Annotated in this window: 18 protein-coding genes; 9 read left to right on the top strand and 9 right to left on the bottom strand. The window is 60.3% G+C overall.

Features of this window, described 5'->3' with window-relative positions; all coding sequences use genetic code 11:
• Nucleotides 1-186 precede the first annotated feature (186 nt).
• A complete protein-coding gene (locus tag L6R21_07400; protein ID MCK6559011.1) occupies nt 187-2,046 on the bottom strand; it encodes a tetratricopeptide repeat protein in 1,860 nt (619 codons plus the stop codon).
• 83 nt (nt 2,047-2,129) lie between these two features.
• Entirely contained in the window at nt 2,130-3,995 is a 1,866-nt protein-coding gene (locus L6R21_07395) for a tetratricopeptide repeat protein (protein ID MCK6559010.1), read from the bottom strand.
• Nucleotides 3,996-4,900: 905 nt separating this feature from the next.
• Here L6R21_07395 and L6R21_07390 point away from each other — a divergent pair.
• A complete protein-coding gene (locus tag L6R21_07390; protein MCK6559009.1) occupies nt 4,901-5,710 on the top strand; it encodes a tetratricopeptide repeat protein in 810 nt (269 codons plus the stop codon).
• A 118-nt stretch (nt 5,711-5,828) separates the two neighbouring features.
• On the opposite strand, the gene L6R21_07385 is transcribed toward L6R21_07390, so the two are convergent.
• Complete coding sequence (locus L6R21_07385) at nt 5,829-6,581, bottom strand: sugar transferase (protein MCK6559008.1); 753 nt, start codon at nt 6,579-6,581, stop codon at nt 5,829-5,831.
• A 460-nt stretch (nt 6,582-7,041) separates the two neighbouring features.
• Between L6R21_07385 and L6R21_07380 the strand changes: the two genes are divergently transcribed.
• Nucleotides 7,042-8,100, top strand: coding sequence for an alkane 1-monooxygenase (locus tag L6R21_07380; GenBank protein MCK6559007.1), 1,059 nt, complete (start codon nt 7,042-7,044; stop codon nt 8,098-8,100).
• 48 nt (nt 8,101-8,148) lie between these two features.
• On the opposite strand, the gene L6R21_07375 is transcribed toward L6R21_07380, so the two are convergent.
• The 4 genes from L6R21_07375 to L6R21_07360 form a co-directional block, all read right to left on the bottom strand.
• Nucleotides 8,149-9,048 (bottom strand): DMT family transporter, encoded by a 900-nt coding sequence (locus L6R21_07375; GenBank protein MCK6559006.1) that lies wholly within the window; start codon nt 9,046-9,048, stop codon nt 8,149-8,151.
• 61 nt (nt 9,049-9,109) lie between these two features.
• Nucleotides 9,110-9,937: a phosphatase PAP2 family protein gene (locus tag L6R21_07370; protein ID MCK6559005.1), complete on the bottom strand. Its 828-nt coding sequence runs from the start codon at nt 9,935-9,937 to the stop codon at nt 9,110-9,112.
• 325 nt (nt 9,938-10,262) lie between these two features.
• Nucleotides 10,263-11,642 (bottom strand): magnesium transporter, encoded by a 1,380-nt coding sequence (gene mgtE, locus L6R21_07365; GenBank protein ID MCK6559004.1) that lies wholly within the window; start codon nt 11,640-11,642, stop codon nt 10,263-10,265.
• A 256-nt stretch (nt 11,643-11,898) separates the two neighbouring features.
• Nucleotides 11,899-13,104 (bottom strand): ATP-grasp domain-containing protein, encoded by a 1,206-nt coding sequence (locus L6R21_07360; GenBank protein ID MCK6559003.1) that lies wholly within the window; start codon nt 13,102-13,104, stop codon nt 11,899-11,901.
• 195 nt (nt 13,105-13,299) lie between these two features.
• Here L6R21_07360 and L6R21_07355 point away from each other — a divergent pair, with 195 nt between their 5' ends.
• Complete coding sequence (locus L6R21_07355) at nt 13,300-14,331, top strand: isocitrate/isopropylmalate family dehydrogenase (GenBank protein ID MCK6559002.1); 1,032 nt, start codon at nt 13,300-13,302, stop codon at nt 14,329-14,331.
• A gap of 17 nt (nt 14,332-14,348) precedes the next feature.
• On the opposite strand, the gene L6R21_07350 is transcribed toward L6R21_07355, so the two are convergent.
• Together L6R21_07350 and L6R21_07345 are read right to left on the bottom strand one after the other, a co-directional pair.
• A complete protein-coding gene (locus tag L6R21_07350; GenBank protein MCK6559001.1) occupies nt 14,349-16,265 on the bottom strand; it encodes an ABC transporter ATP-binding protein/permease in 1,917 nt (638 codons plus the stop codon).
• Entirely contained in the window at nt 16,262-17,167 is a 906-nt protein-coding gene (locus L6R21_07345; protein ID MCK6559000.1) for an S-adenosyl-l-methionine hydroxide adenosyltransferase family protein, read from the bottom strand. The genes L6R21_07350 and L6R21_07345 overlap by 4 nt, the downstream gene beginning before the upstream one ends.
• A gap of 535 nt (nt 17,168-17,702) precedes the next feature.
• Between L6R21_07345 and L6R21_07340 the strand changes: the two genes are divergently transcribed.
• The 6 genes from L6R21_07340 (at nt 17,703) to L6R21_07315 (ending at nt 25,179) form a co-directional block, all read left to right on the top strand.
• Nucleotides 17,703-18,626, top strand: coding sequence for a DUF2090 domain-containing protein (locus tag L6R21_07340; GenBank protein ID MCK6558999.1), 924 nt, complete (start codon nt 17,703-17,705; stop codon nt 18,624-18,626).
• A 347-nt stretch (nt 18,627-18,973) separates the two neighbouring features.
• On the top strand, nt 18,974-21,481 hold the full coding sequence (locus tag L6R21_07335) for a thiamine pyrophosphate-dependent enzyme (protein MCK6558998.1): 2,508 nt from the start codon (nt 18,974-18,976) through the stop codon (nt 21,479-21,481).
• A 173-nt stretch (nt 21,482-21,654) separates the two neighbouring features.
• Nucleotides 21,655-22,458, top strand: a complete 804-nt coding sequence (locus L6R21_07330) for a DUF1295 domain-containing protein (GenBank protein MCK6558997.1) — start codon at nt 21,655-21,657, stop codon at nt 22,456-22,458.
• Nucleotides 22,455-22,787, top strand: coding sequence for a hypothetical protein (locus L6R21_07325; protein ID MCK6558996.1), 333 nt, complete (start codon nt 22,455-22,457; stop codon nt 22,785-22,787). The genes L6R21_07330 and L6R21_07325 overlap by 4 nt, the downstream gene beginning before the upstream one ends.
• A 121-nt stretch (nt 22,788-22,908) precedes the next feature.
• Complete coding sequence (gene selD, locus L6R21_07320; protein ID MCK6558995.1) at nt 22,909-23,832, top strand: selenide, water dikinase SelD; 924 nt, start codon at nt 22,909-22,911, stop codon at nt 23,830-23,832.
• A gap of 231 nt (nt 23,833-24,063) precedes the next feature.
• Nucleotides 24,064-25,179, top strand: a complete 1,116-nt coding sequence (locus L6R21_07315) for an efflux RND transporter periplasmic adaptor subunit (GenBank protein ID MCK6558994.1) — start codon at nt 24,064-24,066, stop codon at nt 25,177-25,179.
• Nucleotide 25,180 lies beyond the last annotated feature (1 nt).

Below are 25,180 nucleotides of genomic sequence, written 5' to 3'. Positions count from 1 at the left end.
TTTCAGCCGGTACCGACAGGGCCAGCCGTTCGCTTGCCCGGTTCAGTCCCGATCGCAATAAGAAATCGCGGTGACGAGCAGACAAGCTGTCCGCCGCCACGCGCGCGCGGCCGCAATTGGACCGCAGAAAAGATGCCGCACGACCTTTGCGCAACGCCGTCCTGCCGCCCCGAACACCCCTCCGACTCAGGATTCGCGCCGGGCGCTCTTGCGATTGAGTTCCATGTGAATGGCGCTCTCCAACGCCTTGAGGGTGTCGGCATCGCCGCGTCCGTTCACCAGGTAGTGTTGGGTGAACACTGCATTGATTTGTTCGCGGTTTTGCACAGGCAGATCGAGCTGCAAGACGGTCTTGTACACTTTCATGGCGTTTTCATCGCGGCGGCCGGAGAGCAGATAGATGTTTGCCAGCGCAGGATAGAGATCGACCCGGCCGGGCTTCTGCGTAATCAGGCGTTCATACAAGCGCGCGGCGCCGGGAAAATCGCCGAAGAGCAAATGCAAGCGGGCGCGCGCGGAGGGCGAAAAAACGAAGAAGCACAGCACTGGCACCAGAATGATCGCAATCAGCATTCCAGCAGTGGTCAACACCCGGCGCGTCTCGTCGCGCGCGTCCACGCTCGCCATATCCGCTTCCAAGAAACTGAGATTCATGCGGGCTTGGGCCAGCAAGCGGTTGATCTCACCGTTGCTGGGAGCAAGAATGCGCAGCTTTTCCAGCGTCACCACCGCCTGCTTCCACTCATTTTGCTGCATGAAGCGCAGCGCCGCGTCATAAAGGGAATCCACCGTCGTTGAAGCACCCAGCAGAGTTGCCGGCGTCATGCTTGCCAGCCGTTGGTTTTGAATTTCGCTTTCCACCTGCGCGAGCAGCTCGGCGACCTCGCGGTAGTTGGGGTCCAGGCGCCGCACTTTTTCGAAAGCCACCAAACAACGGCCGAGATCGCCGCGGCGCATCGCACTCAAACCTTCGCCGTAATAGCGCGCCAGCACTTCCTCGGTGTTCTCCTGATCCAGGCGGCGTTGGGCTTCGACGAGATGCTGACTCACTTCGCTGTAATCGGGCCGGAGTTCGAGCACTCGTTCGAAGGCGGTAATCGCGCCCAGCCAGTCACTTGCCTTGAGAGCCGCCAGGCCTTCGGTGTATTTCTGCTCGATTTCCAGGGCGATTTGCTTTTCGAGCAGCCGGCGCTGCGTGCTTTGCAGGCGCAGCCGCGCGTCCTTGAAGTTCGGCATGCGCTGCAACAGCGCCTCATAGGCGGCCTGCGCCAGTTCCAAATTGTTTTCCGCTTCCAGCGCCACGGCTTGTTGATAAAGCTCCTCCGCGGTCTGTTTTGCTTCCGCCGCCGCGGGCGTTTCCTGGCGCGTTACCGCCGGCAGTGCGGCGCGCTGCGAGTCCGCGGCCGGTTCGACCGCGGTGGCCGAGGCGGCCGCGAGCGCGACCGTGCTTTCCGCCTGGGCCGGTTGCGGTGTTTGGGCCGCAGCGATTTCCTTTTCGATCAGCGCGATAAAACTGTCGAAACTGTCCTTGTTCTTCGAATCCTCTTGGCGCCTTGCCTTGAGCTCAGTGAGCGCCTCCAGCATGCGATTTTGCTGGCAAAGCAGCCGCGCCAGCTTGAAGGTGATATTGGTCTTGAGCTTGTTATCCTTGGCAAGAGACTGGGCCCTGCGCAGGGACTCTTCACTCGCGTTCAAATCGCCCTTGCTGAGCTGCGCGTTGGCAAGCTCATAGTAGATTTTGACCTTGAAGGAGTTTTTCATGTTTGCCGGCATCAAGCGGGCGGCCCGACTGAGATAACGCTCGGCTGGTACGAAGTTCTTCTGGCTGTTATGGGCGTAGCCGAGGGCAAACAGCGCCTCCACAAACGTGGAGTCAAGCGTGACCGCAGCTTCATATGCGGTGAGGGCTTTGGCGACGTCTTTCTCCAAGACGCCGGCATTGTACCAACGCACAGCTTCCGGGTTTCTGACCTGGGCAAATCCAACTGCGGCGGACAAGCCCAGCAATAAAGCGGTGAAGATAGAAGAACAGGACTTGGCTTGCATCGGATCACCTCCTGGAAGAGTGGTGATGGTTCGGCTGAGGGCAGGCGCGGCGGCAGCGGCCGTCAGCGCCGGAGGTCTGCCGCTCAGGATCTGCCGTGTTGGGAACGTGTCAGCAACTCGGATTTGCGATACTCGGCTTGCAGCATGTCTTCAAAGACCTTGATGGCGTCGGCGTCCATCCGGCCTTGCGAGAGGTAGGTTTGCGCGACCGCAGCGTTGATCTCGTCGCGATTCGAGGTAATCAAGTTGAGTTGCAGGATGGTCTTGTAGACCTTGAGCGCCTGCTCGTCCCGCCGGCCGGTGAGCAAGTAGATATTGGCCAGCGAGGGATAGAGCTTCAGCCGGCCGGGATGCTGCTGCAGGAGCTTCTCATAGATTTGCTCGGCGCGGTTGTAGTCGCCGCGCATCAACGCGATCCGCGCCCGCAGCGTGGGCGAAAGCGCGAAGAAACCGATCACCGGCAGCATCAGCAACGCCATCAGCGCACTGCTGATCAGTAAGATCGGCGGACCCGATCGCAGCGCTGCAGCCGGCGCCGGTGGAACGACCAGTCGCAGGTTGGCGCGCGCTTGGGCGAGCAGATCAATGAGCACGGGGTCATCCGGCGCGGCGGCTTGCAGCCGCTCCAACAGCCTTACCGCCTCCGTCCAGTGCTCCTGCTGGATCGCGGCCTGGGCAGCGCGATAAAGCGAATCCTGTTCCAGCACCGCCGTTCGCGGCGCGCGCAGCACCGGACCTTTGGCCATCATCTCTTCGACTTCCGCCAGCAGGCTGGCAACATCGCGGTAGTCTTGATTGATCTTGTGTACTTTCTCGAAGGCCACCAGAGCCGCGCGCACATCGCCCTGTTTCATTGCCGCCAAGCCTTCGGCATAGAAGCGGGCCAGCACGGTTTCGGAGTTCTCCCGATCCAGACTGCTTTGCGCTTCACGGAGCTTCTGGCGCGCCTGCCGAAATCCGGCATCGGTTTGCAGGATTTTTTCGAAGATGATCGTGGCGCGCGCCCAGTCGCGGGCTTTCAGTGCCGCCAAACCGGCAGTGTATTGCGTTTCCAGCGTCTCCTGCGAGCGGCGCGTTTCGAGTTCTTGCTGCAAGTTTTGCAGCCGGGTGCGCGCGTCTTTGAAGACCACGGCCTGGCTCACGAGCTTCTCATAAGTGGCCACTGCCAGCTCGATCTTTCCTGCGCTCTCCAGTTTGCGCGCCTCTTCATAAAGCGCATTGAAGGCAGCCTTGTCGGTGTCGGCCTTTTGTTTGGCCTGCAGGCTAAGGTATTGCTCCTGCACATCTCTGAAATTCGCATCGGCGGCGATGATTTCCGCCAACTTGGCCTGCGCCTCGGTGAGATGGCCGGCCTGCCGCGCCTGCTGCGCCTGATCATAGAGCGTCTGAAGCTGCTGCGCCCTTTCCACGGCCAGAATCAGATTTGCGAACTTGAGTCGGTTGTCCGGTTCCAAAGACATGCCGGCGCGCAACTCCGCCAGAGCCTCGGCATGGCGGTGGCGCTGATGGAGAAAGCGGCCAAGCTCAAACGAGATCAGGCTCGCCATGGTTTGGTCTTGGGCCAGCGCTTTGGCGTTGCGCAGGCCCTGCTCGGCTTCGCGCAATTGACCGAGCTTCAACTGCGTGGCCGCCAGCTCATAGAGAATCTGAACCCGCAGCGCGGTCTGGGTCTGGCCGGGCCGGGCCTGGTAGGCGCGGCCGAGAAATTGCGCCGCCTGGTCATACTGCTGCCGTGATTTGTAGACCATGCCGAGATTGTACAAGGCCTCGACATAGGCCGGATCCAGCTCAATGGCGCGCTGATAGGCCTCGATTTTTTTGTCGAGGTCGGCCGCCATGATGCCGGTGCTGAACCATTGCAGGGCTTCACGGTTTTGCGGCTGCGCCTGCAATCCGGCCGCACCGCAGGTGATGAGCCAAGCCACAAGGAAGCGCTCGAGTGCTCGCATGCATCTCCTCTTCAAACAAGCCGGCGCCGGCGCAAGTGCGCGTGGCAGCGGCCATTCCATATCCAGCCACTACAATTCTGCCGAGCTCGTGATCAGCGTCAAAAATGGCGCGCGTCCCCTGTGAAAACGTGTTTCCGGTCAGCCTTCTCCCCGCTTTCGCGGCCGGCTCCTTTTTGCGTGCTTTGTCCTGCCCATGCCGCCAGCCACAACACGTTTGCCAGTGCAACCACAAAAACCGCGGCGGGCAGGCGCCCGGTGAAGGGCATTGGGTACCAAGGGCTGATTGCCGTGGCTCCTGTGGCCTCATGCCGGTGAAATCCGCCGCGGACGGCGAAGGAGCGCCAGCGCAGTCGCAATTGATGGTGCAAACCAGCGTAAAGGAGTGTATCAGAATCGGTGGTTGGTCAGACGTATTGAGACACCGAACCGGCAGTTCGCGTGCTTCGTTTCATCCCATTCCAGAAGTGTAGCCAACACCCGGCGGCGCAAAGAAGTCGAACGCAGGATATCGCACACCCCTGACACCGCTGCCCGGGCGAGGAATCTCGGGCCCAACCTGCCGCAGGGTCATTCTTCGCGGGAAATCAAAGCCGAGGCGCGTGCGTCGCAGCGACACTTATGCCATCAACCATACAATGCAATGCCGGCAAGTGCGGAAACCCCGCAACGCCAAACGCTTGCAGCGCCGCGGCCGCTTTCCGCAAGGTGCCGGTCTTGAGGTTAGAAACGAGAGGATAAACTGCTCGTGGACTCACGGTGTCGCTGTGAGTTGCCTTTCCGTGCAGGACGACGGGCCTGCAAGCTGAAGGCGAAATCGCCCCCTCCCCTGGCGGGAGAACGGTGCGCATGTTCGCCTTCTTGTTTTTGGGCAATAGGTGGAGGTCAAATCAATCATGCCGACGGTCATGCCTTTTGCAGCAAAGCCTCGCGGCCGGGCGCTGGGCTTCCTGCTGATCATCCTGTGTGCCACCGCTGCCGCACAAGACAGCGGCGCCAGACAGCAGAACAGACGCACACCGCCCGACTCGGTGTTGCAAGATGAGTACAACGCCATCATGGTGCCCTCTTCCTGGGCCGACTCGCTCTACCTGGAAGCACAAGTGGCAATGGCGAAACAGGATTGGATTCATGCCGTCATCACACTGGAGAAGCTGCAATTGGTGCGGCCCAACTATCTGAACGCGGCCGATCAATTGGTGCAAGCGCGCGCCAACCTCAACACGGTCGAACTGTCACGCGTCGGCCCGATTTCCACCCGCGCCGGCCGGCTGATGGCCTACCTGCTCCCGGTGCTGAGCGTGGGACTGATCGTACTCATCGGGCTGCTCCCCACTTCGCGAGCGCGGTTTGAACTCATGCGCGGCAATATCTCGGCGGCGGCCCGCATCTACGAAAGAATGCTGAAGCGTTCACCCCACCGCCTGCGGTTGTACAGCTCGCTGGCCGATATTTACCTCATGCAGGAAAGAAGAGACGAACAGGCCTTACAGCTCTACAAGACCATTCTGCAATTGAATCCCGCTTTCAAGCACAACCAGCGAATCACTGAGATCGTCACCGAACATTACCTGACGCGCGGCCAGTCCGATGACGAAGCGATTCAGTGGCTGGAAGAGACACTCGCGCGGGAGAAACGCAAATTGCTCTCCGCGCGGACAGAAGGCGACGCCCAGGCTGGAGGCACAGGCGGCGCGGAGGCGGCTGCCAATGACTAGGCGAAGATCTCCCTGTTCTGGCGCAGCCGGACAGTTTCGCTGAGAGGTTTTGTGGTATTCGGCGCAGTCTTCTGCCGGGAGGATCCTGCCGCATACACAGTGCCGCACGCGTTGGCCGTCATTTTTTCTTTTCCACCACGAGTTGCCTCGACTCCTGCGGCCGGCACAGGCGGAGCGGGTTGGCGGTATTCGCCAACAGTTCATGCCTGTCACTGCCCACAACCCGGCAGGCGGCCGCTGCCAGAATACGCAAATACAGCCGCCAGTCGCGGTGCGTGGCGTAGTACAAGTCCAAGTCGATCCTGCGTGCTGTTTCAGCAGGCGTGTAGCCCGGGCTGGCACACAGTTGCGCCAAACCGATGAGTCCCGGTTTCACGCATTGCCGTTTGCGATAGTCAATTCGCGCGTTGGCTCTTTTACCGGTCAAGCCGGGCGGCTCGGGCCGCGGCCCCACCAAGCTCATTTCTCCGCGCAAAACATTCCACAGAATGGGCAGCTCGTCCAGTCGCCAGCCGCGCAGCCGCCTGCCAATGCTGGTGGTATACAGCTCGCTGGCAAAGGGCAAGGTCGCCAGCTCCTCCCTGGCGGCGCCGCAATGGGTGGTGCGGAAGCGATAGACCGTGAACGGCTTGCCGTGCAAATCCTTTTTCCGTTTCTCCGGCTGGCGGCGGTCAGCCGCGAGCGGCAGATTCATGATGCGGCGCTGGCGGCGGCGGCGATCAACACCGGCATAAACTTGCCGGCAAAAAACCGGCCCGGGTGAGCTGACTCTGACAAATACGGCCACCACTGCCAGCAACGGCAGCGCGAGCAACAGGCCGGCGCTCGCGCCGAGAACGTCGAGACATCGAATACCAAGCTCCTGCCTCACGGCTAAGTTCCTCCCTTGCTTATAGTTCATCCAGCAAACGGGCAAACCAAAACGGTTCGTGATTCTGAATCCTCCTAAGCACGGCGTGGGACAGCCGCGGAGAAATTCTCTCCGGACTTTCCGCTGTGGCGTGCAAAATCGTCGTTGCGGCGATTGGGACTTTGATCAACAGTTCGTCGCACGGCAATGCAGTCCTGCGCTGCCTTTCCGAAAAATTCTGGATAAAAAAGCTACCTGCAAATGCCCTCGTCTGCACAAACAATTCCTACGCGGACACGAAATCATCGCCGAAGCCGCAGAGTCGCTGACAGTGCTGAATCAGCTTTTTTGCTGTTGTGGCGTTGCGCTCGCAGCATAGCCGCGGTTCGAATGTTTGCTTGCGGGACTGGCAGAATTCCCTTGCAGATGCCCCGACCTTTTTTACTTTTCTGCAAAATCCAATTTCATCAAGGAGGAAGACATGAAGCCGTGGCCCTATTTGCTGGCGTTCATCGTGCCGCTCAGCGCGGTGGTGGGACATTGGTGGGGAGGCGTTTTCCATTTTCTGACACCGGTGATTGCGTTTGTCATGATTCCGCTGCTCGACTTGGTGGCCGGCGCGGAGGGCAACAATCTGCCGCTGGCTGAGCTGGAGAAGCTGGCGGAGAAGATGAGCTTTCGGGTGATCACGTTTCTCTATGTTCCGGTGCAGGTGGGGCTGGTGCTTTGGGGCGGGTATGTTGTCACGCACGCGGCGTTGACACCGGTGGAATGGCTCGGACTGGTGGTATCGGTCGGCATTGCCACGGGCGGTATCGGCATCACCGTGGCGCATGAGTTGTTTCACAAAAAAAATGCCTTCGAAAAAGCGCTGGGCCACGTGCTGCTGTTGACGGTCAGTTATATGCATTTTGCGCTCGAACATCTCATTGGGCATCACGTGAACGTGGCGACGCCGCGCGATCCCGCCACGGCGCGCCTGGGCGAATCGGTGTATGCCTTCTATCCGCGCACGGTGATCAACAGTTGGCGGAGCGCGTGGGATTTCGAGCGGCGGCGTCTCGAACGCATGGGAACACCACTCTGGAGCCGGCACAATCGCATGCTCTGGTTTGCCGCCCTGCCGGTGTTGTTTGGCGTGCTACTGGGTGGAATCCTGGGCTGGCCGGCGGTTCCCTACTTTTTTGCCCAGAGTGTGGTGGGTTTCACTTTGCTCGAGATCGTCAATTACCTCGAACATTACGGTTTGCAGCGCCGCGAACTCGCGCCCGGGCACTATGAGCGGGTCAACATGACGCACGCCTGGAACGCGGATCAGCGAATCACGAACTACTTTCTGTTCAAGCTGCAGCGCCATGCGGATCATCACGTTCATCCCCAACGGCGCTACCAGACTTTGCGTCACTTCGATGAAAGCCCGCAACTGCCGACCGGCTATGCCGGCATGATGCTGCTGGCGTTGGTGCCGCCGCTGTGGCGCGCCGTCATGCATCCCCGGCTGGCGGCGTTTCAACGGCGACAGACTCAGGCCGTTGTGTGACGGCCGCGCCCGCGGAGCGCGGCCTGCGGGGCAGCACGCCATTCTCTCTCACGCGGATGCTATCAGGATGACGCCGGCGAGCATCACGCTGCAACCCCACAGCCGCCGCGGAACATTCTCCTCATGAAAAAACCACCAGCCCAGCAAGGTGGCGAAGATCATGCTGGTCCGTTTGACGGAAATCATGTAAGCGACTTCGGCGCGGCTCAGCGCCAGGAAATGGCACAAGACGGTCGCCGTGACCGCCAGTCCGATCAACAGAAAGAGCCGCACCTGACCGCGGGCGAATAGCCAGCCCCGGCGCGAACGCAACGCGGTGACCGGCAGCATTACCAAACTGGCAAGCGGGTAATAGAAGATCGCGAAGAAAATCGGGCTGGAATGCTGCACCGCCACTTTGCCGAGCGTCGAAGTGAGGCTGTAAATCGCGGCAGCGAGTAGCATCAGGCGGGAGCCTTTTTCGCGCGCCAGCGCCTGCACCGGCGCCAGCCATTTCCTGCCGTTCAAATCCTGGCCGCGCGCCGGCGGTGTGCCGGCGTTGTTTTGCAGATTGAGCCAGTAGGCGCCCAGGACGATGCAAACCACGCCGGCAGCGCCGCGGATACTGAGCTTCTCGCCCAACAGCACCGTCGGCACGACCAGCAGGAACAACGGAGTAAAGGCGAGATAGGGCACGGTGAGCGAAAGCGGTGAAAGCTGCAGCGCGCGCATGCTCAACGAAGCTGCGGTCAGCTCCAGCGGCAGCAGCGCCGCCACGGTGAGCGCAAACGTCGCATCCAGCGGCGGAATGTCGACGAACAGCAGCAGGGGCAGCAGAAAAATGGAGGAATAGCCAAATCGCACCCACGTCACGGCCCAGCTATCGGCGGATTGGCTCGCCTTTTTGCAGAGCGTATCACTTACCGCGCTCATCACAGCCGAGCCCAGGGCAAAGATCAACCAGGACATGTCAGCGCGGAGACTCCTTCCCGAGCCGGCGTAGGCGCACGATACGAATGAGTTTTCTCTCTCAGAATGCCACCGCGAGACCGAGGCCGCGAGTGCCGAAAGCCGGCCGCCAGGAAGCGCCTTGAGGCTGCCGTGCATGGGCGCGCACGAGGGTGCTTCCCACCCAATAGCCCAGGCCGCCGCCAGCCAGCACATCCGAGGCCCAATGCCGCCGGTCTTCCATGCGTTGAAACGCGACGGCCGTGGCGAAGGTGTATGCCGGAATACGCACCCACCAGCGATCGTATTGCTTGCTGATCACCGTCATGGTGGCGAATACGCTGCTGGCGTGACCCGAGGGCATGGATTGAAAGGCATTTCCCCTGTTCTTGAACGGCGTGAGATGATGCGGACCTTGGTCAGTGTCGGGCCGCGCGCGGCCGAGCGCGTGCTTGCCGAGGTAGGTGAGCGCTTGCGTCAGCACGCTGGCTTCGACAACCAGTTTGGTCGTTTGCAGCAGCTTCTGATCCTGCAACACCAGTCCGCCGGCAAGCAGGCTGGCGGTGACACCGGCAGTGAAGGCCACTGGGGAAACCTGGTCATAGGCCTTGCCGATTTCAGCAAGCTCGTGCGCGGGATAGAAGATGTTGTCCCCTTCGCGGGCGTACTCTTCATCAATCAGGTCATCCAGCAAGAAATACACGCCGGCAGTGACCGCCACAAAACCGAGCATCCGCACGCTTTCTTTTTTCGACATCCGAAAGGGCGAGGTCAGGGCTTGATGTAATTCTCTGCCTGCGGCAAGCCCGGGCGGCGCTTCTACGGCCGGCAGCGCGTCACGATCGCGCAGGCTTTCCTGTGCGTGGAGACCGGATTCCGCCGCCGGCGATAGCAAGCCGAACAGGATCATCGTGCAAACGTGCCAACAGCCGCTTCGCCTTGAGTTCATGCTCACCCTTTTGGATTGAGTCTGTCGAAGATTGTGATCTCTTGATAAGAATACTCCTGCAACGGCCTAGCCGTGGCATCGAAAACTCAGCTCAGCCGAGCTGGGAACATTTTCAATTTTCAATAAGAACGTTCCTGCAACGGCTTGGCCGTTGCATCGAAAACCTCGGCTCAGCCGGGGTAGGAAGATCTCCCAGCGGAGACCCAACATTTACCGCGAGAGAATTCGTAAAGAGCGTCAACCCTCTGCCGCACAGAAATACTCGCCCGCGTTCGGCAGAGTGGGCCTACAGCAAGGTTCCGCCCAAAATCAGCAGCGCCACGGAGAAATAGATGATCAGGCCGGTGACATCCACCAACGTTGCCACGAACGGCGCCGATGACACCGCGGGATCAAAGCCCAGCCGTCGCAGGATGAAGGGCAGCATCGAGCCGGTGAGTGTGCCCCACATGACGACGCCCACCAGGCTGAAAGCCACCGTCAAGCCCACCAGCAAATAGTGCTCGCCGTAAAGCGTCTCGTTGTTGGGGATCAAGAGCACCTGCAGGATCGCGATGGTGCCCAGGATCGAGCCCAAACCGAAGCCCGAGGCCAGCTCCCGCCGCATCACTCGCCACCAATCCCGCAGCCGAATCTCTTCCAATGCCATGGCACGAATCACCAGCGAGGCTGCTTGCGAGCCGGAATTGCCGCCGCTGCTGATGATGAGCGGGATGAAAAGCGCGAGCACCACGGCGCGCTCGATTTCGCCCTCGAAATACTTCATTGCCGCGGCGGTCAACATTTCACCCAGAAACAGCAGCGAGAGCCAGACACCGCGTTTCTTCAACATGCTGAAGAAGCCGGTCTGAATGTAGGGCTCGTCAAGAGACTGCACCGCGGCCATTTTCTGAATGTCTTCCGTGGCTTCCTCCTCCACGACGTCGAGCATGTCGTCGACGGTGACGATGCCGAGCAGCACGCCCTCGGAGTCGGTGACCGGCAGCGCGACGCGATCGTACTTTTGCATCAGCTTGGCGGCATCCTCACGATCGTCATAGGCGGAAAGCGAAACGAAGTGACGGTCCATCACCGTAGCCACGGCTTCGGTCGGTTCCGCCAAAATCAATTTGCGCAGCCGCACGTCATCGATGAGCTTGCCGGCGTCGTCGACGACATAGACTGTGTTAATCGTTTCGGCATCCTTGCCCTTTTGGCGCAGGTGTTCGAGCGCTTTGCCGATGGTCCACTCCGGCTTGATCGCGACGTATTCGGGCGTCATCAAACGGCCGACGCTTTCTTCGGGATAGCCGAGCAGGTGGCGCGCCTCTTTGAGATCCTCGGGCGAGAGCAGATTCAGCAATTGCTGCGTCACTTGCGCGGGCAGTTCGCCGAACAGCTCAGTGCGGTCATCGGGCGCGAGTTCACCCAACAAGGCACGGGTGTTTTCCGTGTTCAGGCTCTGCAGCAGGCGTTCCTGCTCTTCCGGGGGCAGATAGGCAAACACTTCGGCGGCAGTCTGGCGGGGCAGGAGCCGAAAGAGAATGGGTTGATCTTCCACTGGCAGGCTGGCCAGCAGCTCGGCAATCTCCGGCGCTTCCCAGTCGGAGATGCCGTCCTTCAGACCCGAATAGGCCTTGTCACGAATCAGCTCTTGAATGTCCGGGACCAGCAGTTCTTTCAGCATGACTCACCTCGCGACGATCCCAATGCAATGGGGCGAAAAATGGCGTGAACATAGAAAGCATCTGCAAGAAAGTCAAGGCTCGAAATGCAAGAGCGTTCGAGTTCCCGAGGTGTGGCGGCACCCGCAACTTTGAAGCAGTGCTGCAGTTGTGTTTGAAGGCTTCCCGGCGGCTTGCGGCGCGGGAGTCCGGTGGACGCGGCTCGAAGACTACACTGGTCGGCAGGGTTTTGCGGAAATGGGCAAACGTGCCTTCGCGTCAACTGGTCGGTTTGTCCGAGGGCGGCAGCACCGCGAAGAAATCCGCATAAATGCGGCGGCGGTATTCTTCCAGCAGGAAGAGGAGGCGTTCGCGATCGGGTGAGCCCAAGACGAAGCCCACGTGGTTTTTCTTGTGCAACCGATAAAAGATCTGGGGAGCTTGATAGGCCGAGGTGTCGGGCCACTCCTGCTTGGCCAACGAGATGATGACGCCGCCATAGTCCCGGCGGATTTCCGGCAGGCGATACTCCTCCTCGCCCTGCGCGATTTCGATCCGCGCCCATTCCGCCCAGAGATTGATGCCGGTGGCGGCCTGCACCATTTCAACAATGTTGGCGCCGCCGACGCGCGCGGCCGCTTCAAGAAAATAGAACCGGCCATCTTCCACGCTTTTGATGAATTCGATATGCGTGACCCCACGCACCAATCCCAGCGCGGCAACGACGCGCGCATTCTCCACCTGCAGGGCCCGCTCCAGCGCTGAACCGCGCAGCACCGTGCGCGAAGCAAACACGCCGCCCTCGTGGGCGACACTCATCGGCGGCAAGGCATACTCGTGCACCTCTGCACAAACAATTCTGCGTTCGGAAATGATGGTATCAACATGATAAACCTCGCCGGGCACAAAGCGCTCCAGCAGATAAAAGGATTGGCGGTCGCCGAGGGCGTCGAGCAACGGCCACAGCTCATCCGCGGCGTGGACTTTTTTGATGCCGACGGAAGAGGCCTCGGAGCGCGGCTTGAGCACCCACGGCGGCGGCACGGTCGCCATGAATTGGCGGAGGGCGTCATAGTTGAGCACGTGAATGAAAGCAGGCACCGGAATGCCGCGCTCGCGTGCGCGCATGCGCATGGCCAGCTTGTCGCGGAAGTAGCGTGCCGTGGTCTCGCCCATGCCGGGCAGGCGCAGATGCTCGCGCAGGGTCGCCACCATTTCCACGTCGTAGTCATCAAGCGCCACGATGCGGTCAACGGTGCGCGCGCGCATCAGGAAGCTGACGCCCTTGATGACGTCGTCGCGGTTGTAGAGATCGGGGAGATAAAAAATCTCGTCGATGCTTTCCCGCGGCCAATCGGCAGACTCCAGGGCCTTGGTGGTCAGCAAATACACCAGGCCTCCCTGGCGCCGGCATTCGCGCAGGAATTCCTGGCCTTTTTCATAACTCGAAACACACAACACCGCCTTGCGGGTGGCTGCTCCCATGGTTCCGGCTCCGGTTGGTGGGTTTCACCGCTTTTGTGCGGCTGCATAATACCGGATTTTCCAGGGATTGTCAAGCGCGCCGGACTTTTTCATTTGAAATAAGCAGAATAGTTCACAAATTTCGCGGCCCGGTTAGCCAGAACAACAACGCCGGGGCGTTTCCCGGAATTCACCTCATCAGGAAAGGAAAAATCGGTGCACCAGGTTACTTTGATTCCAGGCGATGGCATCGGGCCTGCGATCATCGAGGCCGCGGTCATGGTGTTGGAAGCTGCGGGCGTGCAGTTCGAGTGGGATCGCCAGCTCGCCGGCATGGCGGCGGTTGAGCAATTGGGCACACCGATCCCGGAGCAAACCCTGGAATCGCTGCGGCAAACGCGCGTGGCCCTGAAAGGCCCTTTGACGACGCCGGTGGGCGGCGGCTATCGCAGCGTCAACGTGGCGCTGCGCCAGGAATTCAACCTTTACGCCAATGTGCGGCCGGCGGTCTCCTTCGCGGGCACCGCCGCCATTCACCCCAACGTCAATCTGGTGATCATTCGCGAAAACACCGAAGGCTTGTACTCCGGCATCGAGCATTTCATCACGGCGGACGGCGTCAACATCGCCGCCGAAAGCACGGCATTGATCACGCGCAGCGGTTCGGAGAAGATTCTGCGCTATGCCTTCGAATACGCGCGCAACAACAAGCGCAAGCGCGTGACGCTGGTGCACAAGGCCAACATTCTCAAATGCACCACCGGCATGTTCCTGGAAATCGGCCGCGCGGTGGCGCACATGTATCCCGAGGTGGAATTCAACGACAAGATCATCGATGCCTGCGCTATGCAAATGGTGATGAACCCCGGCGCTTTTGATGTCATTGTCACCACCAATCTCTTCGGCGATATTCTTTCGGATCTGGCCGCCGGTTTGGTGGGCGGGCTGGGCTTGACCGCGGGCGCGAACATCGGCCGCGCAGCCGCGATTTTCGAAGCGGTGCACGGCAGCGCGCCGGACATCGCCGGCAAGAACATCGCCAATCCCACCGCGGTGATCATGGCCGGCGTCATGATGTTGGACTATCTCGGTGAATATCAGGCGGGGCGGCGCGTCGAGCAGGCGGTGCGCGCGGTGATTCGGGAGGGGAAATCCGTCACGCCCGACCTCAACCGCGCGGCGCCGGTGAGCACGCAAGCGATGGCGGAAGCGATCGTGGCCGCGCTGCATACCGGCCGGCACGCGTGAGCCGCGCTCGCCGGCTTTTATTGATAACCCGCGGCCTGCAGGCGAAAAAGCTCAGCATAGCGGCCATTTTGCCGCAGCAGTTCCTCATGCGTCCCCAATTCGAGCAGCTCGCCGTTGTCGAGCACGAGAATGCGGTCCGCCATGCGCACGGTGGAAAAACGATGTGAGATGAGCACCGCCGACTTGCCGCGGGTCAAATCCGCAAAGCGCTGAAAGACCTCGTGCTCGGCGCGGGCATCGAGCGCGGCCGTGGGTTCATCGAGAATCAGCAGTTGCGCATCGCGCATGTAGGCGCGCGCCAGCGCCATTTTCTGCCACTCGCCGCCGGAGAGTTCCACGCCGGTATCGAATCTTCTGCCGACGATTTGTTCATAGCGGTTCGGCAGTTTTTCGATGACGGTGTTGGCCAGGCTGCGCAGCGCGGCCTGCTCGATGCGCGCGTGATCGTCGCGCGCTTCGATGCGGCCCACCGCGATGTTCTCCGCCGCGGTGAAATGGTAGTGCACGAAGTCCTGAAAGATCACACCGATTTCCCGCCGCAATTCCTCCAAATCATATTCTCGCAGATCATAGCCGTCCAAGAGAATGCGGCCTTCCGTGGGATCGTACAAGCGCGCCAGCAATTTGGCGAGCGTGGTCTTGCCCGCGCCGTTTTCTCCCACCAGTGCCAGCTTCTCCCCTGCCCGCAGTGTGAAGGACAAATGGCGGTTGGCCCAGCGTTCGGTGTTGGGGTATTTGAATCCGACGTTTTCGAACGTGAAGCCCTGGCGCACCGGGCGCGGAAACGGCCGCGCCTGCGACCGGGAAACGATGCGCGGCTTGAGCGCGAAAAAATCGAACAAATCGCGCAGGTAGAGCGCCCCTTCGGCCACATTCGAGAAGCGCTGAATCAGGCTTTGCAGCAGGCCGCGCAGCCGGGAAAACGATCCCGCCAGGAAAGTCATGTCACCCAGGGAAAGCTGGCCGCTCACCGTACGCATGATGATGACGACGTAGGCCGCGTAGTAGCCCACGCTCGCCACCATGGCGAGCAACGTGCCCCAGCTCGCGCGGCGCACCGACAAGGCGCGATTGGCGCGGTAGTAGCGATCGGCCAGGTCGCGATAGCGCTCGGTCAAAAAGCCGGAGAGGCCGAAGATCTTGACTTCCTTGGCGGTTTCATCACTGGCGCCGGTGTAGCGCAAGTAATCAAGCTGGCGGCGCTCGGGCGTCCAACTGTACATCAGCGAATAGCTGCGCGCATTGAAATGTGATTCGCCCAAGAGCGAGGGAATCAGCGTCACGGTCAGCAGCAAGATCAACCAGGGATTGAACGCCACCAGGCCGACCGAGAGAAACATCATGGTGATGACGTCCTGGGCTTGCTCGAGCACCTGCGACATCAGCGCCATGCGGCCGGCGGTTTGGCGGCGCGCCCGTTCCAGCTTGTCATAGAAGGCGGCGTCTTCGAAATAATCCAAATCGAGATCAGCCGCATGCCGCATCAAGCGCACCGAGGTTTGATTGGAGAAAAGATCGCCGAGCATGCTGTCCACCAGTGCCAGCGCCCGATTCAGGATGTCCGACACAAAGATGATGCCGAATTCCATTGCGACCAGCTTCCACAGATAATCCAGCTCGCGCGGCGCGGGGAGTTGCGTCAGATGCACGACTTCATCGATGATGAGCTTGCCGATGTAGAGGGTGGCCAGCGGCACGGCCGCGCGTACCACGCGCAGCAGCATGCTGGCAATCGTCAACGGCGGGCTGGTCTGCCAGATCAACTGAAAAAGCTGGGGCAAATTCCCCAGCGCCTTGAAGCGCTCCCGAAAGGTGACGGGAGGCTCGTCGCGGTGTCGAGGTGGTTGCAGCTTGAGGCGAAAGGTGAGTAATCCTTCCCACAGCGAGCGCAGCCTGCCCTTTTGCGGATCGGCTGCCGGCGGCGTATTCATCATTCTGCTTGCATCACTTTCTGAATGCGGATGCGCCAATCCGGACCGGAGCCGATCTGGTACACCGCGGCAAAACTGCCCTGATTGATTGCCAGCGCGACATGCAATTCGCTGTTGAGATAAAGCAGCGGTGTGCCGACCGGCACTTCGCCGAAGGTGCGGGCGTAGGGCATCTCCCCCTCGTAGACCGGCGTGTTCTGGTTGGTGATGGCCACGCGGCAGCGCTCGCCGAATTGCAGCCCCAGCTTTGCGAACGTCGCCTGGTCGATGTTGGTCCAGACGTTGCCGAATTGCACGTCAAGAATCGGAATGGTGCCCAGCAGCGCGCCTGGTTCGGAGGCAGCTTTTTGATGGGGAATAACGACGACGCGCGGCGCGAGCGCGGGTCCGACTTCTTCAAATGTAATGACGCCGGCCGCCAGCCGCGCCGCGGTGAAGGCGTACACGTCACGGCCGTGAAAGGTATAGGACTCGCGCGAGGCGGGCAGGCGGTTGCGATTTTCATCGATCTCGCGCAGCGCAGCGATGCCCATGTTTTCCGCGACAAAAGTGAGCGTGCCGTTGTCGGGCGTGACGAAGAAGTGGCCGGTTTTGGTTTTGAGCACAACCGACTTGCGTTCCGTGCCCACCCCGGGATCCACCACCGAAACGAAAACCGTTCCTGCCGGCCAGTAGGGCGCGGTTTCCTTCAGGCGCAGCGCTGCTTCCCAGATGCTGAAGGCGGGAATGTGGTGGGTGAGGTCGAACATGTTGAGATGCGGCTGTACGCCGTAGGCCACACCCTTCATGCTGGCCACGGCGCCATCGCGCACGCCAAAGTCACTTTGAAAAACCAGCGCGGCTTGCGCCCAGCAGGCGGTGTGCAAGCTCGCACTCAGAAAAATCGCGCGCATCAGATGCTTCATGCGAGGAGGCTCCGTTGGGTGATCGCGTTTGCTCGTATTCTGTTGGCTTGAAAAGTCCGTCCACCGCCCTGTCCTCCAGCGGGATCCTGTGAAGAGGTGGGCACCGGGCCGGGTATTTCACCGGATTCTTCTGAACGACACATTGAGAAGTCACTTCTTCGAATCGAGGTTGCTGTCCACCATTCTCCGTAAAGTAGAATCGCAGCCGAACGCAAAGTCCTGTTTGATGCGTGTCCTTCCGGACGGTGTGGAAGACTCTGCGATTCACGCCAAACTAGGGCTGCGGAAGCAAAACAGCAAGCGGTTTTTCGCATGCTTGGTACCGTGCAGAAAACAGCCTTGCAAGAGTCGGCAAAACTGACTATTTTGGTTCGCGCAAAAATGATGAAGAAAGCCGATTGCAAGCAATTGTGCTCGCCTTCAATTTTATGCACTCCCCCGACATTGATTTTTGTTGAGGAATGTCGCACAGCGACTGGTGGCGTACCGCCGCTCGCCAGCAAACATCTGAAGAACCAACTGTAAGGAGATTTCCATGGCGATGTCGAATTTGGGCTATCCCGACACCTTGTTTGTGATGCCGTTTGATCACCGCGGCTCGTTTCAGGCCAAGATGTTCGGCATCAAGGGCCGCCAGCCGACCGCGGAAGAGACCAAAATGATTGCCTCGTACAAATACGTGGTCTATGAAGGCTTCCTGAAGGCGCTGGCGATGGGCGTGCCGAAAGCCAAAGCCGCCATCCTGGTGGATGAGCAATTCGGCACCGACTGCGCACTGGATGCAGCGAAGAACGGCATCATGGTCGCGATGCCGGCCGAGAAGAGCGGGCAGGATGAATTCGATTTCGAATACGGCGATCAGTTCGGCGCCCACATCGAAAAATTCAATCCCAGCTTCGTTAAAGTATTGGTGCGCTATAATGTCGAAGATGACGCCACGCTGAACCAGCGTCAGGCGGCGCGCCTCGCCAAGCTGAGCGACTATTGCCACGCTCACAACAAAAAGTTCATGTTCGAGCTGCTGGTGCCGGCCACTGAGGCGCAACTGGCGAAGCTCGGCGGCGACAAGAAGAAATTCGACACCACCGTCCGCCCCGGCTTGATGGAAAAGGCGATTGCGGAATTGCAGGCCGCCGGCATCGAGCCGGACGTGTGGAAGCTCGAAGGGCTGGAGCACGCGGAAGACTACAAGGCCATTGTCGCGCAAGCACGCAGCAACGGCCGCAATCAAGTCGGCATGATCGTGCTCGGCCGCGGCGAAAACGCGGAGAAGGTCAATCACTGGCTGCGGGAAGGCGCCAAAGTCGAGGGCGTGATCGGCTTTGCCGTCGGCCGCACCGTGTTCTGGGATGCGCTGGAAGGTCTGAAGAACAACAAGCACAGCCGGGAGCAGGCGGTCAACATGGTGGCCAACAACTACAAGGGCCTGGTTGACTTGTTCACCAAGGCGCAGGTGTAACGCCGGCGCGCCGGAGTCACACTACGACAACAAGGCACGCAAAGGCGGGGACGAGGTGCAATGCACGGCAGTCATGCTGTGCGGCTCTCCGCCTTTGCGTGATTCTTTTTAAACGATGTGTTCCGGTTTTGAATGCTGCGACAGTGTGTGGCCGAGGGTCGATCGACCCACTCGTGAGAGATCGTGTGCATCGCCTGATGCTCTGCACCTCAAGCCCAAGCGCTGTAGACAATGACTGCCGGCATCCCCAACCTCACGCCGGCGCATGACTTCCAGCGTTCGAAGATCGTTTCTTGCCTCGTTGTTCCTCTAACCCGGTGTTAAAAAGATCCAAAGGAAGAGCAGCAATGCTTCTCGACTCGAGCGCGAAGAGCGCCGCAGTGTCAAGTCTCCGCTTGCCGGCGTTGGAAACTGAAGTGGCTGCCACCGTTGCCCAGGTCGCACCGCTGTTGCAGGCCGAGCTTGCGGGGTGTTGGCGCGCAATTGCTGGCGATTTTCCCGCAGAATTGACGCCCGCGCACATGGCGCAATTCGAGCAGCGCTATCTCAGCGAAGCAAGCCGGCGCCTGACTCAGCTCGCACCCGAGGCTGGGAGCGCAGAAGCCTATCCGGCCGTGAGCCGCAACCAGATGCGCGAGCATTTTAACGAGCGGCTCGTTCAAGATCTGCGCGCAGCGTTCGCGCGTACGGCGCTGCGGCACGCACTCACCAAAGCCGAGAAGCTCGAGATTCTGGCCGGCATGCTGCGCACGCGCCATCTCGATGCCCGGCTGAAAAAACTCTTCACCAACGGCGAAGTGAAGCTGCCCGGCGGCCTGCCCTTTCAAGGCAAGGGCTTTCGCTCCATGGGCCAGGAGGCGATCTACGCCGCCGCGCTGCGGCTGCGGCGCGGGCCGGAATTCCAACAAGACGGCCGTTACACCGGTGATTTCGTCGCGCCGATGATTCGCGATCTGGGCCTGGCACTGGCCATGGGCCAGCAACCTTACGACATCATGGCCGCGCAAATGGGCAAAACCGGCAAGCCGACGAACGGCAAAGACCTGCACCTCGGCGATTTCGCCTGCGGCATCCTCCCTCCGGCCGCGCCGATCACTTTGAGCACCGGCTCGGCGTGCGGCATCGGCTTCGCCTTGCGCGGCACCGGACGGGTCATCATCAACTGCCTTGGCGAAGGCGGCACTTCCGCCGGCGAATGGCATGAAGTCATCAACTTCGCGGCGGTGCAGAAGATGCCGATTGTGTTCATCGTGCAAAACAATCAAACCGCGCTTTCCACGCCGGTGCAGGAACAATGTGCCGCGTTCAACTTCGCGCAAAAGGCACTGGGCTATGGCATGCGTGGCATCACGATCGATGGCACTGATCCGGAAGCCGTGTTTGCCACCGTCGCCGAGGCTGCCGAGGCCTGCCGCCGCGGCGCAGGGCCGGTGCTGGTGGAGTTGATTGCCATGCGCATGTGCGGCCACGCGCATCACGATGACATGCTCTACTTCGGCAAAGAACCCGATCAGTTCCTGGAATATGTGCCGCCGGCAAAAATCAACGGCGGGTATGTCGATGCCCAAAAGTATGAATTCTGGTACCAGAGGGATCCGATCAAACTTTATCAGCAGCATTTGCTCGCGGAAGGCGTGCTGCACCCCCAGGAACTCGAGCAGATGATCGCTGCGATTGCCGTGGAAATCGAGAGCGCGGCGCAAAAGGTGATCGCGGCGCCGTGGCCGGATGCCAGTTTGGCCGGACATCCGGTGATCACGGGCGGCGAATGGCAACAGCATCGCCTGCCGCTGGTCGGCAATCGCGAGCAAAATCGTGAAATAGAATCCTGGCAGCCATCCGAACCGGCCGGCGTGCAGTTCGATCCCAACGGCAAAACCTTCTGGCAGGCGATTGTCGAAGCGTTGGAAGAAGAACTGCGGCGGGATCCCGAGGTTTTTCTGCTGGGTGAAGACGTCGGCGGCAACTACGGCAACGCGTTCGTCATTCTCAAATCATTGCTGGCGGAATTCGGCGACCGCATGATCAACACGCCGCTCGCGGAGGCGGCAATCCTTGCCTGTGCCACCGGTGCGGCGCTGTTGGGCAAGCGTCCGGTGGCGGAGATTCAGTTCAATGATTTCGTGGCGAGCGGCTTCAATCAACTCGTGAACAATGCCGCGAAGATCTACTATCGCTGGGGCCAGCCCGTGCCCATGACCGTGCGCCTGCCCTGGGGCGGCTTGCGCAACGCCGGGCCGTATCACTCCCAGAACACCGAGCCGTGGTTTTACCGCACGCCCGGCCTGAAGATCGTTTGCCCCTCCACCCCGCGCGAGGCCAAGGGCCTGCTGAAAGCCGCCATCCGCGATGAGAATCCGGTGCTCTTTCTCGAACACATCGCGCTCTATCGCCTGGCCTCGATCAAACAGCAGTTGCCCGAGGCGCACGCCGAGGAGTTGATCACGATTGGCAGCGCCCATTTGAAACGCGCCGGCGATGATTTGACCATGATCACCTACGGCGCCTACGTGCATCGCTGCCTGGCGGCAGCGCAAACGCTCGCCGAGAACGACGGCCTCACCTGCCAAGTGCTCGATCTGCGTTCGCTGCAGCCGCTCGACAAGAATGCCATTCTGGCGTGCGTGCGGCACACCAATCGCGTGCTGATCGTGCACGAGGATTCCAAAACCGGCGGCCTCGGCCAGTCGATTGCCGCGATCATTGCGGAAGAAGCGTTTGCGGCACTCGATGCGCCAGTGTGCGTGTTGGGCGCTCTTGACGCGCCCGTGCCCTACAGTCCCCCGCTCGAGGAAGAATTCCTCGTGCGCCAGCAGCAGATCGAGGAAACAGCCAGACGTCTGCTGCGCTATTGAAGTGTAGTTGGAGAATGCCGCCAAACAGGTAGTCCGGCGCCGCGGAAATTACAAAAAGATGGGTTGACTATTAGGCAGCGCAGTGCGACATTCAGGCGCCGCGTTGGAAGACTGCCGCAAGGCCAAAACGCGCGGACGGCCTGCAGCAACGGCATTACCGGAGAGAGAATTCGATGACTGCCCAGATCTTCACGCTGCTTGGCAGCGGTTGGATGCTCGTTCTGTTGCTGATGACGATCCTGTGGGCGATCCAACTCGGCACCGAGAATGCCGGTATCGTGGATTTCGGCTGGGCTTTGGGATTGGCGCTGCTCGCGCTGTGGTATTGCCTCACGGCGGAAGGTTTCTTGCCAAGGCGATTGCTGATTACGGCCATGGCAATGACGTGGGGATTACGCCTGGCTTTCTTTCTCCTGCTTACGCGTTATGTCGGCCAGGCGGAAGAGGGCCGTTATCGCGAACTACGGCGCCGCTGGCAAACCCACCTTGGATTGAAATTCTTCATTTTCTTTCAGGCACAGGCCCTGCTCGCGGTGGTGTTGTCGCTGCCGTTTCTGTTGGCATCTTTGAATCCGGCGCCGCGCCTGGCCGCGCTCGAATGGCTCGGCTTCGGCCTCTGGCTGGTGGCTTATGCCGGTGAAACCACCGCGGATGGGCAGTTGCATCGCTTCAAAAGCAATCCCGAAAACCGCGGCAAAACGTGCCGCGCGGGCTGGTGGAACTATTCCCGCCATCCCAACTATTTCTTCGAATCGTTGATCTGGGTCGCTTACGCCCTGTTCGCCCTGGCTTCGCCGCTGGGTTGGCTGGCACTCAGCGCGCCGGTGCTTATCTTGTTGGCGATATTCAAAGTCACCGGCATTCCCGCGACCGAAGCCCAGGCGCTGCGTAGCAAGGGGCAGGATTATCGGGAGTATCAGCGCACGACCAGCATGTTCATACCGTGGCTCAAAAAGAACTTGAGATCTGCCTCATGAAACGTAAGAAGAAACCTGCCGCGCATGACCCCATGCCCGACCGCTGCGCCTGGTGCGACCGCGTCATCGATCCCGATGAAGAGGTTTTCGGCTGCGGTGCGAAAGCCATGCCGGGCATCGATCTGCGCGACCGCGAGGGCAAGACCATTCCGCTGTTCCTCGCCTTGATTCGCCGCACCGTGCCGGCGATCGTGGTGCCGAGCGATTCGCAGGCCAAGAAAGACGGCAATGATTTGTACTTCGTCATTTGCAGCGAGCGCTGCGGCCGGGAATTGAAAGAGGCATTGCAGCGGGACAAAGACGCGTTTGGCACGCTCTGCTTGAATTGACATGAGCCATACCAAAGACGAAATCATCAAACTCACGCACACCGTTCGCTGCGCCGGCTGAGCTTCCAAACTGAGCCCAACGTTGTTGTGGCAAGTTTTGAGTAAAGTGAAGCAAACGCCCATGCCCAACGTGCTGGTCGGCCTCGATCTCGCCGCCGATGCCGGCATCTACCAGTTGCGGGAAGACCTGGCGCTGGTGCAGACCGTCGACTTCTTCACCCCTATCGTCGATGACCCCTATGATTTCGGCCGCATCGCCGTGACCAACGCGTTGAGTGATGTGTATGTCATGGGCGGCACGCCGCTCACCGCGCTGAACATCGCGTGCTTTCCCAAGAACGGCAATCTCGACTGGCTGGCAGCGATCTTGAACGGCGGCCTCGAGCAAGCCGCGGCTGCGGGCGTGGCCATCATCGGCGGCCACACGGTGGATGATCCCGAGATCAAATACGGTCTGGCCGTCACCGGCACGGTTCATCCGCAGAGAATCATCCATTCGCACACGGCCCGCCCCGGCGATGTTCTCGTGCTTACCAAACCCTTGGGCACCGGCATTCTGAGCACAGCGCTGAAATCCGGCCGGCTCGATGCGACCGGCAGCCGGCGGTTGACGGAAGTGATGGTACAACTCAACCGGCAGGCGAGCGCGGCCATGATCGCCGTGGGCGCGCATGCTGCGACGGATGTCACCGGTTTCGGACTGCTGGGTCACGCGCACGAAATGGCGCAAGCCAGCCAGGTCACTTTTCATCTCTCCGCCAGCATGATTCCCCTTTTGCCGGGAGCTTTGCAATTCGCCCGCGCCGGCTACCTAACTGGCGGCGGCCGCAGCAATGCCGAATTCGTCGGCACACGCGCACGCCTCGCAGCCGGCCTGGAGGCCGCGTTGGTGAGTGTCTGGTTCGATCCACAAACGGCCGGCGGGTTGCTGATCGCACTGCCGCCGCAGTGCCTGCGAGAGTTCCTTGACCGCCTCGGCCAGGAAGAAGCGAGGCCGATCGGCGAAGTTGGCGTTGCCAGCGAGTTCACTCTCATTGTTGACTAGAATAGACGGGGGGATTTCTCCTCACCAGGTGAGTTGTATCCGGCACGGCGTCCACATCCGGCACGCGGCAATTCCTGAGACCCAGGGTGCTGCCGGCGTGACCATCAGGCTGCAAAACCCCAAATTAAAGTCAGTATTGCTTGCAACTTTTGGCCGAAAAACGCTGTATCAGACGCCAGTCTTGCAGCCTGTCCGGTCGATATTCCCCATTTTCATTGAGGAGGTTAATCCATGAACGCAGCCCGGGTATTACTGGTGCTTTTGTGCGCTGCTTCCCTTGGCATGAGCGCGTGTGCGAAGTCAGAGGCCGAGGACAAAGACAAAGGCAAAAACGGCACTGCGGAAACCAAGAATGGCAACGGCGCCCCGAAAGACAAGGCGAAGGCGGACGAAATCAAGTCCGTGCCGGTCGAGGTGACCACCATCAAGCCCGGCTCGATCTCGGCTTTCGTGATGACGACTTCGTCGATCGAAACCGAGGAGGCCGTTGACATCTATCCGCAGGTGACCGGCATCGCGGTGCGTTTGCTCACGGAAGAGGGCCAGTACGTGCGCAAGGGCGAGGTCTTATTGGCGGTGGATGAGCGCGAATACAAGCTCAAAGAAGAGGCGGCGCGTGTCAACTATGAACGCCAGAAGAACAGCCATGAGCGCTCGCGCAGCATGTTCGAGAAGAATCTGATGAGCGCGAGCGAATTCGAAGTCGCCAACTTCAACCTCGAGCAGGCGCGAATCGAATGGGAACAGGCCAAGCTGACGCTGGACTACTGCCAAATCAAAGCGCCAATCTCGGGTTTCATTTCCGAGCGCACGGTGAAGCTGGGCGACCGGCTGCTCACTTCCACCAAAGTCTATTCCATCGTTAATCCCGATCTGTTGCTGGTCAGAATTCACCTGACGGAAAAAGACGCGTTGCGCTCTCGAGTCGGCCAGGTGGCGAAGGTGCTTTCCGAGGCGCTGCCTGAACAGGAATTTCACGGCGTGGTCGATCGCATCAGCCCGGTGGTGGATCCCGCCAGCGGCATGGTGAAGGTGACGATTCGCGTGACTGACCGCCAGCGCCTGCTGAAACCGGGCATGTTTGTGAATGTGCAGCTCATCACCGATACCAGGGCCAATGCCGTCCTGGTGCCGAAGCGCGCGGTGATTTATGACGACAATCAGCAGTTCGTGTTCGTCGTGCGGCAGGATTCGCTGGCGCGCCGTATTCCGCTCAAAGCCGGCTACAGCGATCGCGACAACATCGAAGCGCTCGCGGGCGTCGGCGTCGGCGATACCATCATCGTCGTCGGCCACAACGCCATGAAGGACAGCACGCGGGTGAAGATCGCCGAAATGAAGATCTGAC

Source organism: bacterium, assembly GCA_023150945.1.
Taxonomy (GTDB): domain Bacteria; phylum Zhuqueibacterota; class Zhuqueibacteria; order Zhuqueibacterales; family Zhuqueibacteraceae; genus Coneutiohabitans.
This window is presented reverse-complemented; position numbering and strand designations above follow the sequence as displayed.